We start from the raw sequence: 13,617 nt of genomic DNA, 5'->3' as shown, positions 1-13,617 counted from the left end.
TATTTAATTCAGCCTGTAGACAAGGGTTTTCTGTCAGTTTTCATGGTTCAATTAACTTTATCACAAACTCATATTTCCTCTTTGGAAAATGGAGACCCAACACTTGTTATCCTTTTCAAAAATAAAAAATGATAAAACTACTTTATTTCACGTCACCCATGGCTTTCCTAACCATTGGTGAAATCACAATCAAAATAACGCCTATAATTAGCGTGAATAATCCAGAATATAAGAAGAATTCTTTCTCACTAATCATCTTAAATAACACGACGATTTGACTGTTAAGACTTTGGGCTGTCGCATTACTTAACATCCATAATGCCATCATTTGAGCTGAAAATTTCGCAGGTGCTAATTTCGACGTCACAGATAAACCAACCGGTGAAATACAAAGCTCACCAACAGAAATTAAGAAGAAACTTAGCGCAAGCCAAATTGGATTTATTAAATGCGCATGACTGCTTAGCGGAATAATCATTACTAAATATGAAATCCCCGCAAAGATAGCGCCAGCTGCAAATTTATAAACTGTACTTGGATTACGTTTACCTAATTTCGTCCATATATTCGCAAATACAGGTGCTAATATGATGATAAAAATTGGGTTAATAGATTGGAACCACGCTGCTGGAATATGAAAATCAATTAAACCATGCGTTAACTTACCTAAACTTAATTCTGTTTTTTGGTCAGCAAAGTTAGCTAAAATCGTTGAACCTTGCTCTTGAATCATCCAAAACGCAACAGAAGTAATAAATAATGGTATGTAACTATAAATTCTTGTACGTTCTTCTTTACGTGTTTTATTACTTGATAACATATATACAAAAATGCCAATTGGTAATAAAACACCGATTAATGTAACGATAATACTAAAACTTGATAAACTTAACTGTCCTACTAGTTGCAAGACGAGTAACACTATAGCGAATGCTACGACTGAAATTGCAGTAATAATAGATAATCTTTTGATTTCTTCCTTACGCAATGGGTTCGGTACACTTACCCCTGCAAGACCTAAGTTCTTTTTATTCGTGATTAAATAAATAACCAGACCTATGAACATTCCGATTGCAGCTACCGCAAAGCCGAAGTGGAAACCAAATCGAGTTTGTAAGTAACCTGTCGCAAATGGTGATAAAAAGCTACCTAGGTTGATACCCATGTAGAATATAGTGAACGCTGCATCTAAGCGTTTATCATTATGATCATACAACTCTCCCACTGTTGTAGAGATGTTTGGCTTCAACAATCCAGTACCGATAATTAATAGTAACAAAGCAATCATAACAACCGTTAGATTACCCGGAATCGTTAATAAAATATGACCAAACATGATTAATATACCGCCATAGAATAGCGCATGTCTTGTACCAATAATTCTATCGGCTATCCATCCCCCGATTGTTCCTGACATATAAATTAACGCCCCATAAAGAGAGACAATTTGTAAGGCTGTACCTTGTGGTAAGCCAAAGCCACCTTTACTTACAGAATAGTATAAATAATAAGCTAATATGGCTTTCATGCCATAATAACTAAAGCGCTCCCAAAATTCTGTAAAGAAAAGCGTACTTAGTCCTTTCGGATGCCCAAAAAATCCTTTTTGAGGCACACTATTAACAATTTCTTGTCTTGAATAGTTTTTTGTATTCAATTTTCCCCACCCCTTATAAATACATTTATATATTTTTGTATTTAAACTCTAGTGTAAAGAAGTTAGTCTAAGATTACAATTCAAGTTACACTTTTCTAGATATTTAAAAAGGAATGAAACAGTGAAATCAGTCGTTAAAAACCAATTATTGTTTCATTCCTCAATTAATTATTATTTAACTAAGCCTTCTTTTTGTAAGTATTGCTTAGCTACTTTATAAGGATCTTCGTTCTTCACAGTGACCTTATAATTCATTTCTTGCATTTCTTCATCTGAAATTTTACCTGCTAATTTATTTAGTGGTTTTTTAATTTCTGGATGATCTTTCAAGAATTTTTCTTTAAATAATGGTGCGCCTTGATATGGTGGGAAGACATGTTTATCATCTTTTAACACCACCATATTATATTGTTTTAACTCAGCATCTGTTGAGTACGCATCAATTAAGTTAATATCGCCTTTTTCAACGGCTGTGTAACGCAATTTAGGCTCCATTTTTTTAATATTAGATAAGTTTAAGTCGTATGCTTTGGCCACGGCTTTGTAACCATCGGGACGATCATTAAATTCCATCGTAAAGCCTGGTTTCAGTTGACCTTCAACTTTCTGTAAATCACCAATTGTTTTAATATTATGCTTCTCAGCGAAGTCTTTTTTCACTGCTAAAGCATACGTATTATTATATTTCATCGATTTTAACATAGTCATATCATATTTTTTCTCAAGACTTTGTTTCGCTTGTTTGTAAACTGCATTCTCTTTTTTAGATTTAAGGTCTTCTTTAGTTAATTCACCTAATACAGTTCCGGTAAATTCTAAATATCCATCAATGTCGTCTGATTTCAACGCATTGAATAAGAATGATGTTTTACCCATGCCATCTTTCACATCGACAGTATCGTCAGTTTCATCTTCAATCAGTATTTTATACATATTTGTAATAATAGACGGTTCAGATCCTAATTTACCTGCCAACGTAATATTATCGCCCTTTTTCCCGAAAAGTGGTACGACAATAGCTAGCAAGATGATTAATACGATAATACCAATCGTAATGAGCAATTTCTTATATGATAATTTCTCCATAAAGCGAAGGACTAAATCAAAGATAATCGCAAGTAAGGCTGCAGGAATGGCACCAATTAAAATAAGAGAGGTATTATTTCGATCGATACCTAATAAAATTAAATCCCCTAGACCACCAGCACCGATAAGCGCTGCAAGTGTCGCCGTACCGATGATTAATACCATTGCTGTACGAATGCCGGCCATAATCACAGGCATAGCGATAGGTAATTCTACTTTAGTTAAACGACGCATTGGTTTCATACCAATCCCTTTAGCCGCTTCTATAAGCGATGGATCTACTTCTTGAATACCAGTATATGTATTTCTCAAAATAGGTAATAAAGCGTAGACAACTAATGCAATAATAGCGGGTACTCTACCAATACCAAAGATAGGTATCATTAATCCTAATAAGGCTAGTGATGGAATCGTCTGTAACACGGCAGCGATATTCATAACAATTTCTGATAATCGTTTCGTCTTCGTTAAGGCAATACCAAGTGGCACCGCAATAAGGATAGCTATAAATAGCGCAATAAATGAAATTTGAATATGTTCAATAATCGTTCTAAGCAACTCGCCTTTACGATCGCTTAGTGTCGTGAATAATTCATTCATGCTTTAACCTCCTTATCATTTTCAGATAAATATTTGAAGATATCTTCACGTTTTAACAATGACTGAGTTGAGGTATCAGCATCTTCAACGATGACTGCTTCATGTTGAGCTAATGTGGAATAAATATCACGTAATTTTACGTTGCTATGAACGATTGGATAATCTTGTTGTACGCCGGTTTCAGTTAATGGCGCAGTCATATTTAAATCTTTTAGTGTTAATTCATCTTTATCTTGATTCAAGTGATGACCCATAAATTCTTCAACAAATTGATTTTTAGGATTAGCGCGGAAACCTTCTGGCGTATCAATTTGTTCAACACGACCGTTATTTAATAAGCAAATACGGTCGCCTAATTTCATTGCCTCTTCAATATCATGTGTGACAAAGACAATCGTTTTCTTAATTTGTGTTTGTAATTTAATTAAGTCATCTTGTAATTTCTCGCGACTAATAGGGTCTAATGCACTAAATGGTTCATCCATTAAAATAACAGGTGGATCTGCTGCTAATGCACGTATTACGCCCACCCTTTGACGTTGACCACCTGAAAGTTCATCTGGTTTACGGTCGCGATATTTTTCTGGTTCTAACCCAACCATGTTTAATAATTCATCAACGCGTTGGTTAATGTCACTTTCTTTCCATTTCTTCATTTGTGGTACTTGCGCAATATTTTCTTTTATTGACATATGCGGGAATAAGGCAATTTGTTGCAACACATAGCCTATGTCCCAACGCATTTCATACACAGGATAGTCACTAATAGGTTTATCTTTAAAATAAATATAACCTTCGCTTAGTGGAATAAGTCGATTAATCATTTTTAATGTCGTTGTTTTACCGCATCCTGAAGGACCAATAAGTACAAAGAATTCCCCTTCATTTATTTTAAAGCTCACATTATCTACAGCAATATTTCCCCCGTAACGTTTGGTTACGTCTTTAAATTCAATCATTTCGTCACCTTCATTTATACTGCCTAGACAGACTTTTTGCATTACTTATTCCCTATTAAAACATGTTTAATGCTAAATTCATATTTAATTGTTTTTTAATTTTCAAAAACTAACTTTATATACAAAAAATAAGGTTTGGCACTGTTTCAATGCTCAAACCTTATTTCATTTCTAGATACTTGTTTTATATGATTGAATCGTTTCTAAGAACTTAGGACAATAATGTTTTAGTTTATAACTACCTACGCCATCAATTGCAATCATTTCTTGCTTAGATTCTGGTTTACGTTTCGCAAATTCTTCTAACGTATAATCTGAAAAGATACTTACTGGAGCAATATCCAATTTTTCGCTTAATTGACGTCGTACTTCAACTAATTCTCCGTATAACGCGCGGTCTACGCCTTCAACCGTATTGATATATACTTTTTCTTTCGATTTTTGCTTAAACGGCGTTGTATAAACCTTTTTATCATTATTAAGCAATTGTTTAACACTTTCATCACACGTTAAAATCTCATCGTATTCATTTAAGAATCCTTTAAAACGTAGTTCATCAATTAAGTGACTTAATTCAGATGTTTTATAATCTTTCATTAAACCATGGGTTGTTAATTTGTCGTAGTCATTATATTTGATATAGTCCGTAATTTCTCCACGCAGTACTTGGATAATCACACTATAACTTTCTTGTTGGCGCATACGCGCGACGCAACTAATAATCATTTTAGCTTCTTGTGTCATATCATACGTTTTGTTTTGTTGAATACAACTACTACATTGTCCACATTCTTCTAACTTCTCGTTAGGTTCAAAATAGTGCACAATCGTAGCTTCTAAACATTTCTTCGTTTTAGTGTATTGAATCATTTTAGTAAGCTTTTCGCCCATTTTATCTTTATAATCATCATCGGCTTGAGAAACCGTAATAAAATATTCATGTAGCCCTTTATCACGTTCACTAAATAATAAAATACATTCACTTTCTAAGCCATCTCGTCCTGCACGCCCCGCTTCTTGATAATATGATTCAAGGTCGCCTGGCATATTATAATGAATGACATATCTAACATTAGATTTATCAATACCCATACCAAATGCGTTCGTTGCGATAACTACTTTCACACGGTCATATACGAAGTCATTTTGTGCTTCTTCTCGTTCTTTATTTGTTAGTCCTGCATGATAAATCGCTGAAGTCACTTTTACAGAATCTAGCGCTTCTTGTAATTCTTCTACCTGCTTACGTGTTGAACAGTAAATAATACCCGCTTGGTCTTTATGTTTTTGTACATAATCAATTACAAACTTCTGGCGTTGATAGGTTGGGTTAACTTTGAAGATCAGATTACGACGTTTCGTACTTGTCTTTACTTCGTCATATTTACCAATATTAAGTTTCTCCATAATATCCTGTTGTACTTCTGCAGTAGCTGTCGCTGTTAAAGCGACAATCGTGAAGTTTTGAGGAAGCGTAAACACTTTCTGGATTACACTTTGATAACTAGAACGAAAATCATGCCCCCATTTAGAAATACAGTGTGCTTCATCAAAAGCAATTAAATGAATATTAATTTTACTTAATAAGTTCAAGAAATAACCATTATCGAAACGTTCAGGTGCAACATATAAAAATTGAATATCACCTGTCATTAACTCAGTTTCAATCTCTTTTTGTTGTTTTTTACTTAAACTACTATTTAAATAGGCTGCTTTAATCCCCATCGCCTTTAATTGGTCCACTTGGTCTTTCATTAAAGAAATTAATGGGCTAATAACAATCGTAGTTCCCCCAAGCATTAGACCAGGTACTTGATAACAAATAGATTTACCTCCACCTGTAGGCAGTACACCTAAGACATTATGGTGATCCATTATTTTAGTAATAATTTCTTTTTGTCCCGGTCTAAATGTTTCGTACCCAAAATAATGCGATAACGTTGCTTCCATAAAAATTTTCCCCTTATTGCTCTTTTATTTCTTCAAGTTCACTCCATCTCGTGATGTCCATATCATACGTTTGTTCCAATTGTTCTTTTTCTTCGTTCAATTCTTTAATTTTAGCGTAATCTGCACTTGCTTCTATCATTTCTTCGTCGATTTGTTCTAAACGTTCTTCTGTCTGTTCAATGCGCTCCATCAACATTTCATATTCACGTTTTTCTTTATAAGATAAGCCTGTTTTCTTTCTTACATTCGTTTTAGGTTTAGGCTGTTGCGCTTGTTTTTCAAGTGCTTGCAGCTTATCTTGTTCTTTTTTATACGCTTCGTAATCTTCGAAGCTTCCAATAATTCGTTCCATTTTCCCGTCATGAATATACCAATATTCTTGTGCAACTTTATTAAGGAAATAGCGATCGTGACTTACTGTAATCACTGAACCGCCAAAGGTACTAATGTAGTCTTCGAGAATAGTTAATGTTTCTGTGTCTAAATCATTCGTAGGCTCATCAAGTAATAACACGTTAGGTTGATGTACTAACAATCTTAGTAAGTATAAACGCTTTTGTTCTCCACCAGATAATTTATAAATCTTTTTACCGTGTGTCGAACTAGGGAATAGAAATCGTTCTAATAATTGCGTTACAGAAATAGAAGTGCCATCCTTCTCCTTAGCAACTTCACTTTCTTCTCTTAAATAATCAATCATTCTGATATCTCTATCTAGCGTTTCTTCAGTTTGTTTAAAATAAGCGACTTTAACCGTTTGACCTATTTTCAACGTACCTGTATAGTCGACATCTTCTCCACTTAAAATATTCAATAATGTCGTTTTACCGGCACCGTTAGGACCTACGATTCCAATTCGTTGTCCACTTTGAATAATTTCAGTGATATCTTCAAATAGCGTTTTATCATTAATTTGCTTCGTTAAGTGCTCAAGTTCATACACTTGTTTACCTAATCTCGAATAGGCAAGATTTAATTGGCCTTTATCTTGAGTATGATGCGCTTGGACTTCTGACTCTAAATCATTAAAACGATTGATACGGGCTTGTTGTTTTGTCGTTCTTGCTTTAGCGCCTGCTCTCATCCAGGCTAACTCTTGTTTATACAATGATTTTTGCTTTTCTTGTTGCTTTTGTTCAATGAGTTCATTTTCCGCTCTCATTGCAATGTAATCCTCATAATTACCAGGATATGATTTTAACTTTCCTCTATCTAATTCAACAATTCTTGAGGCAATCTCATTTAAAAAGTAGCGATCATGCGTTACAAATAAAACTGTATGTGGATACTGCTTCACGTAATTAATTAACCAATTGATAGATTCAAAATCCAAATGGTTTGTCGGTTCATCTAATAATAATAAATCTGGTTGTTCAATCAGTGTTTTAGCTAACACCACGCGCTTTTGTTGGCCACCAGAAAGTTCTTTTACTTTTTTAGATGTATCGTTAATTCCTAATTTAGAAAGAATCGTCTTAATCTCAGCATTATAATCCCAAGCGCTATGTCGGTCCATCGCTTCTTGGGCTTCCATCATTTTTTGAAAATGACGATCATCTTGTTGTTGCGTATATGCATTTACAGCTTCTTCATACGTTTTAATAATACGTAATGTGGTTGTATCTGAGCTTAATACAGCTTGAAAAACTGTCAAATCTTCATCTAAATCGTGTTTCTGTGAAGAATAACGAATACGATATTGATTAGGATGCGTAATATCGGCAGTAAAATCTTCATCTAAACCGCCAATCACTTTAAGTAACGTGCTTTTCCCTGTACCGTTAATCCCTACTAATCCAATTCGTTCATGTTCAGAAATAGATAGATTCAAGTCATCAAATATCACTTTGTCTGCATATGACTTATTTAAATGCTCTATTTTATACGCTTCCATGCTTCTACTTCCTTTTGTATCGAAATATCGAAATTTCAAAATAATTTTGATAAGCTTAATTCAGTTCTATATATTATACACCTTTTTAAGTGTAAATGATACAAGGAGACAAGAGTTATGATAGACTTTTTTGAAAGTTTACCGCCCTATTTACAAGCATTAATAGCTGGTATTATTACTTGGTTATTAACCGCTTTAGGGGCAGCTGCGGTGTTTATATTTAAAACAGTAAATCATAAAGTTTTAACATCTATGCAAGGTTTCGCAGCCGGTATTATGATTGCTGCAAGTTTTTGGTCTTTATTGCAACCTTCTATAGAGTACGGTAAAGATAGTTCTTTACCTGCCTGGGTTCCAGCTGCTGTTGGATTTCTTTTAGGTGGTATATTTATTCGTGGGCTAGACTATGTCATTCCTCATATTCACCAAAAAGTTGGAGATAATAGCCAATATAGAGAAGGTGTTAAAACGTCGTTAAGTAAAAATGCGTTATTAGTTTTAGCGATTACTTTACATAATATTCCTGAAGGTTTATCTATCGGTGTGGCATTTGGAGGTATTGCTACAGGTAATGGCAAAGCAACCTTTTTCGGCGCTTTAGGTTTAGCAATTGGTATAGGGATTCAAAATATACCAGAAGGTGCAGCTTTATCAATGCCTATTAGAGCAGCGGGTGCTTCTCGTTGGAAAGCCTTTAATTATGGCCAAGCTTCCGCTATTGTCGAACCTATCTTCGCAACAATAGGCGCAGCGACCATTATATTTATTACTCCAGTACTACCTTATGCATTGGCATTTGCTGCAGGTGCCATGATATTTGTAGTCGTAGAAGAACTCATACCAGACTCTCAATCGGGTAATAATACCGATTTAGCCACATTGAGTTTAATGGTTGGTTTTACCATTATGATGATATTAGACGTCGCACTTGGCTAGTAGTTCATTAATTAAATATATGAAAAAAGCAGATTGAACGTTGCTTCGTTCAATCTGCTTTTTTGCATTATTTCTGGTTACCTTTTGGACCAGTTTTATATTCATATTTTGATGGATCTATTTTTTTGAAATCAGGGTTTTTATAGAATCTGAATAAGTCACCGTTTAACACGTTGTCACTCATTTCTAAATCTTTTTCAACCTGTTTCTTATTCTTTTCTAAATCTTTAGGTGGTGTCGTTAATAGTTCGTTATCTTTATTTGAGTAAACTTTACCGTTAACATATTTATAATCTTTAGTAATAAAGTCACCGTTACGGAATGGAATTACATCATTATGATCTTTAGATAACATATCTGTACCAAACATTAAGTAGTTTTTACTATCAATACCTACTAAATGTAAGATAGTTGGCATAACGTCCATTTGACCAGCATAAGTTTCATCTACGCCGCCTGATTTACCAGGAATCTTCAACCAGAAACCAGTACGGTTCAAGTCAGTAAATTTAGCTGGTGTAATTTTCTCACCTAATAATTTTTCCATTGCGTTATTATGGTTCTCAGAAATACCATAGTGGTCACCGTAAATCATAATAACTGAGTTATCATATAGACCTTTCTTCTTAAGGTCAGTGATGTACTCTTCTAGAGCTTGGTCAAGATAATGTGCAGTTTGGATATAACCATCAACAGTTGAGTCACCAGTATTTGGTTTATCAATATCTGCATCTTGAGGCTCTAACGTAAATGGATAATGGTTCGTTAATGTAATTAAGTGTGAATAAAACGGTTGTTTCATTTTAGCTTGATAATCTGCTGATGCTTTAAAGAATGGTTTATCTTTTAAACCTAAGTTAACGATATTTTCATCTGACATATCGTAGTAAGTTGCATCATAGAATTTATCGATACCAAAGTGTTTGTAAATTTGGTCACGGTTCCAGAACGTTTTATAGTCACCATGCATTACATTAGAAGTATAACCTTCTTTTTGGTCTAAAATAGCTGGTAAAGATTGATACGTATTATCGCCTTTTAATGAATAAGCAGAACCTTGTGGTAAACCGTAAAGACTGTTATCCATTGTAAATTCGGCATCTGATGTTTTACCTTGTCCAGTTTGGTGGAAGAAGTTTGGATAGTATCTGAAATCATCATTACCAGTTGATAATTTGTTTAAGAATGGTGTTACTTCTTTACCATTTACTTTTTTGTTAATAAGGAAAGTTTGGAAACTTTCTAAATGAATTTTAATGATATTTTTCTTTTTAGCCGCACCGAAATATTCTGGGTTAGGCTCTGTATTTTTTTGTTTCGTATAATTTAAAACTTTAGTTAAATCATCTTCAGATGCTAACGCTTTTTGTTGGTTATTCTGAATAGTTTTAACACCATCATATACAGTGAAGTTATATGGTCCTAAATATTTAACTAAGTATTTATGGTCAAACGTACGTGTTAATAATTCAGGACGATCTGTTTCAGCAAATGCAAGATTTAAGAAGAATAGCGCTACAGAAGCCGCCATTACTACTGGTACAAACTTTTTACTAAATACGCGTTTATCTAACCAACTACCTTTGAAGATAAGGATGAACAGATAAACAATAGTATCTAAGAAGTAAACAAAGTCATACCATTTAAATGAAGCACCTACTGCTCCTCCCATTGATTCAACATTACTTGCTTGGTTAAGCGTACTAAATGTTAAAAAGTCTGAGAAGAATCTAAAATACACTACGTTCGCATAAAGTAAGAACGTTAATAAAAAACCGCCGATAAAGATGAACCAATATGCCTTTTTGCCTTTAAAGAATAAGAACACACTTAAAATAAGCGCAATTAGACTATATGGATTCATCAGTAGTATTAAGTTTTGTACTAGTCCTTTAACACCCAAAGAAAAATCAACATAGTATGAAAAATACGTCTTTAAAGTCACTGTAAAAACAGTTAATAAGAAAAACGCAAAAAGACTTATTTTCTTTTTGTGTAAACTCATGAATGTTTCCTCCGTTTGTAGTTATTCAACTTTGAAGAAATGTTAAAGACTATTGAAAGACTTAAACACTCACTCAAATATGTCCGTAATGCAAGTACTCATAATTCGTTTCGCTTTTAAATTCATTTAAATCTTTATTGGAAGAAAGTGCGTAATATTAGTTTTTAGCTAAAGAGGTTTTAGCCTCAAGTTTATTTAGCTTAAATGAACCATCTTAATTTCAAAACATATTTGGCACTATTCTATTAATTGTTAATTATTTATTAAGGAACAATGAAGTTTGTAATATTACTGTAATAAAGCGTCATAGTTCAATATATAAATATATAGTATTTTTACTCATTTATCAAGAAAAAACACAATACCTTTATAAATAACTCACTTGCTTATTTTTTAAAACTGATTTATATATTATAACTTCTTGTCATGTTAATTTAATCAGACTACGGACCTACAAAGTGTAATTACACACTTCTAAAACTCATTATTTTTTCAATAAAACTGTAAAATTTACGTTATTTCATCATTTCCATTTGCATACGAAACTCAATGCCATGGAATAATTGATTCATCCAGTTACTAAACTTCACAACGTTCTTTTCAGCGGTTTCAATATCTATAAATTGAAATTTCAAACGAGCGCCTTGTGGCTTTTGAGCTAACTTAGTTAAATGATAGCTAGCAATTGTGCCAATTTGAGGATAACTTCCAATTGTGTAATGATCATTCAATAAAATAATTGGGGTACCATCACGCTTTACTTGTATTGTACCTTTTTTAACAGGTTGATGTGCTGGCATATCGTCGTAATAAGCTCTAATTTTTTTACCGTCAAGTAACATTCCCACACGGTTAGATTTGTTGGTCACTTTGTAATCTCCGTGTATGAAATTTGACTTTGTTTCCTCATCAAAATCTTCAGTTCCCTTATTGGCTACGACGTGGAAGACATCCGAAATATAATTAAATGATAAAGCATATCCATCGATGCCCCAATCTGTCGTATGCTTTTCCGCTAAATTTTCAAAAAGTTTATGATGACGATCAGTATATTGGCGTTTCATTTCAATTACATCACCGTTTTCAAGCGTACGACCATGGAAGCCTCCAATATTCACCTTTAAATCAGTTGATGTTGAACCTAACCATGAATCTAATTTGAAGCCGCCGCCTACCGCAAGATAAACGCGAGAGGTTTTATTCGTTTCTTTAAAAGATAAAACATCATCTTTTTCTACCAGATATAATTTATAAGGCTTAATTTTCATTTTTTGAGTGTACGCTTCAAAATTATTGCCTGTTAATGCAATTAAAGTAGGCTCAGTAAAACGAATTTTCGCCATCACGTGTGTCATTTCGAGTGTAGCCTCATTTTTATCATTCGCGACAAGACGATTCGCTATTTCGTGACCTAGTGAATCTAGAGCACCGCAAGGAATGACGCCTGCATGTTCATATCCATAACGTCCAAAATCTTGAAAGCTGCTAAATAATCCTGCTCTTTCTATTATGATTGACATGGTTTAAAATCTCCTAATTCTATTTCTTTACGTTCTTTAGGTTGAAAAGTGACACTATCTCCTAATTTCAATAAATTGAAATCTTCTTGATTAGGATTAAATAAATGTACCGGCGTGTATCCTATAACTAGCCAGTCATTATATGTATCAGTCGTTACAATGCCACACTTTTTACCTTCTATAATAACCGATCCAGCTCTAACTAATTTTTTCTCTTCACACGTGTGATTGACATATAATGCTTCATTCATCCCAGTTAAATATGGGAATCCTGGTAAATATCCCATCATCGAAACAAAATATTGATTTTCAGAATGTAACTTAATAAATTCTTCTTTTGTAATATTGTAATAACTTAACAAACCCTCTAAATCCGGACCGAATTCTTCTCCATAAATAATAGGAATATTATGAGAGGTACTATCCTCTTCATTTAAATTAAGTACTTTTATTTCTTCATGAATTGAGTGCACAAGATCTTTCATATATTGAAAAGGTGAAGTAATATGATGATGTTTAATCATATCTCTAGCGTCATAACAAATCATCATATCTGATTCAGTTGGAACAATTTCAGTAATAAATGGGAGATTTTTCTCTAATAAATGATGACGTACAGCTATTAAATCTCTTGTAACATTTTGCGAGACATCTTTTTCTATCGCAATAACAATTGCTTGATCTCCTTGGCTATAAATTTTCATAACTCCACCTCATACTTACTATATTTTAATATTGCCGTTCTATTTTAATGATGATAAAAAATATTTAAAAATTCAACGATATACGGAATAAGCGTTCTCATAAACAGGTAAACGCACAAGCATTGTAATAACACAACTATAGTTGCTACAAGACGTGCTTTGATTACAGCATTTCGTTGTAAATAACGATTTGCTTGCCATTTTCCCAAGATATTTAACACGACGATGATTACAAGCCATACAATTACCATAATCCGCTCCATTACTTCATTTGAATTTTTTATCATTTCTATTAGACAATCTTCC

10 protein-coding genes are annotated in these 13,617 nt (G+C 33.5%); 1 reads left to right on the top strand and 9 read right to left on the bottom strand.

The window, feature by feature from the left end; all coding sequences use genetic code 11:
• Positions 1–142: 142 nt before the first annotated feature.
• The 5 genes from CD127_RS09590 to CD127_RS09570 all read right to left on the bottom strand — a co-directional run bounded on the left by CD127_RS09590 (position 143) and on the right by CD127_RS09570 (position 8,146).
• Complete coding sequence (locus CD127_RS09590) at positions 143–1,657, bottom strand: peptide MFS transporter (protein WP_103366543.1); 1,515 nt, start codon at positions 1,655–1,657, stop codon at positions 143–145.
• Positions 1,658–1,828: 171 nt separating this feature from the next.
• Complete coding sequence (locus CD127_RS09585) at positions 1,829–3,343, bottom strand: ABC transporter permease/substrate-binding protein (RefSeq protein WP_103366542.1); 1,515 nt, start codon at positions 3,341–3,343, stop codon at positions 1,829–1,831.
• The gene (locus CD127_RS09580; protein WP_103366554.1) at positions 3,340–4,302 is read right to left on the bottom strand and encodes an ABC transporter ATP-binding protein; all 963 of its coding nucleotides are present in this window, start codon (positions 4,300–4,302) and stop codon (positions 3,340–3,342) included. The genes CD127_RS09585 and CD127_RS09580 overlap by 4 nt, the downstream gene beginning before the upstream one ends.
• 171 nt (positions 4,303–4,473) lie before the next feature.
• The gene (gene recQ, locus CD127_RS09575) at positions 4,474–6,252 is read right to left on the bottom strand and encodes a DNA helicase RecQ (protein ID WP_103366541.1); all 1,779 of its coding nucleotides are present in this window, start codon (positions 6,250–6,252) and stop codon (positions 4,474–4,476) included.
• Positions 6,253–6,265: 13 nt separating this feature from the next.
• A complete protein-coding gene (locus CD127_RS09570; protein ID WP_103366540.1) occupies positions 6,266–8,146 on the bottom strand; it encodes an ABC-F family ATP-binding cassette domain-containing protein in 1,881 nt (626 codons plus the stop codon).
• A 117-nt stretch (positions 8,147–8,263) separates the two neighbouring features.
• Between CD127_RS09570 and CD127_RS09565 the strand changes: the two genes are divergently transcribed.
• Complete coding sequence (locus CD127_RS09565; protein ID WP_103297223.1) at positions 8,264–9,082, top strand: ZIP family metal transporter; 819 nt, start codon at positions 8,264–8,266, stop codon at positions 9,080–9,082.
• A 67-nt stretch (positions 9,083–9,149) separates the two neighbouring features.
• Here CD127_RS09565 and ltaS read toward each other — a convergent pair whose 3' ends face one another.
• The 4 genes from ltaS to CD127_RS09545 all read right to left on the bottom strand — a co-directional run bounded on the left by ltaS (position 9,150) and on the right by CD127_RS09545 (position 13,562).
• Positions 9,150–11,087 (bottom strand): polyglycerol-phosphate lipoteichoic acid synthase LtaS, encoded by a 1,938-nt coding sequence (ltaS, locus tag CD127_RS09560; protein WP_103366539.1) that lies wholly within the window; start codon positions 11,085–11,087, stop codon positions 9,150–9,152.
• Between the two features lie 515 nt (positions 11,088–11,602).
• Positions 11,603–12,607 (bottom strand): 5-oxoprolinase subunit C family protein, encoded by a 1,005-nt coding sequence (locus CD127_RS09555; protein WP_103366538.1) that lies wholly within the window; start codon positions 12,605–12,607, stop codon positions 11,603–11,605.
• A complete protein-coding gene (locus CD127_RS09550; protein ID WP_103366537.1) occupies positions 12,595–13,311 on the bottom strand; it encodes a 5-oxoprolinase subunit B family protein in 717 nt (238 codons plus the stop codon). The genes CD127_RS09555 and CD127_RS09550 overlap by 13 nt, the downstream gene beginning before the upstream one ends.
• Positions 13,312–13,355: 44 nt before the next feature.
• A complete protein-coding gene (locus CD127_RS09545; RefSeq protein WP_103366553.1) occupies positions 13,356–13,562 on the bottom strand; it encodes a hypothetical protein in 207 nt (68 codons plus the stop codon).
• Positions 13,563–13,617 lie beyond the last annotated feature (55 nt).

It is taken from the genome of Staphylococcus petrasii (assembly GCF_002902565.1).
GTDB lineage: Bacteria > Bacillota > Bacilli > Staphylococcales > Staphylococcaceae > Staphylococcus > Staphylococcus petrasii.
Note: the sequence above shows the minus strand (reverse complement) of the source record. Positions and strands in the feature narration are given on the sequence as shown.

What these genes read in the sequence shown, in the direction of transcription:
- CD127_RS09585 (WP_103366542.1), bottom strand. Translation starts at nt 3,343, where the DNA reads ATGAATGAATTATTCACGACACTAAGCGATCGTAAAGGCGAGTTGCTT.
- CD127_RS09580 (WP_103366554.1), bottom strand. Translation starts at nt 4,302, where the DNA reads ATGATTGAATTTAAAGACGTAACCAAACGTTACGGGGGAAATATTGCT.
- recQ (WP_103366541.1), bottom strand. Translation starts at nt 6,252, where the DNA reads ATGGAAGCAACGTTATCGCATTATTTTGGGTACGAAACATTTAGACCG.
- CD127_RS09570 (WP_103366540.1), bottom strand. Translation starts at nt 8,146, where the DNA reads ATGGAAGCGTATAAAATAGAGCATTTAAATAAGTCATATGCAGACAAA.
- CD127_RS09565 (WP_103297223.1), top strand. Translation starts at nt 8,264, where the DNA reads ATGATAGACTTTTTTGAAAGTTTACCGCCCTATTTACAAGCATTAATA.
- ltaS (WP_103366539.1), bottom strand. Translation starts at nt 11,087, where the DNA reads ATGAGTTTACACAAAAAGAAAATAAGTCTTTTTGCGTTTTTCTTATTA.
- CD127_RS09555 (WP_103366538.1), bottom strand. Translation starts at nt 12,607, where the DNA reads ATGTCAATCATAATAGAAAGAGCAGGATTATTTAGCAGCTTTCAAGAT.
- CD127_RS09550 (WP_103366537.1), bottom strand. Translation starts at nt 13,311, where the DNA reads ATGAAAATTTATAGCCAAGGAGATCAAGCAATTGTTATTGCGATAGAA.
- CD127_RS09545 (WP_103366553.1), bottom strand. Translation starts at nt 13,562, where the DNA reads ATGGTAATTGTATGGCTTGTAATCATCGTCGTGTTAAATATCTTGGGA.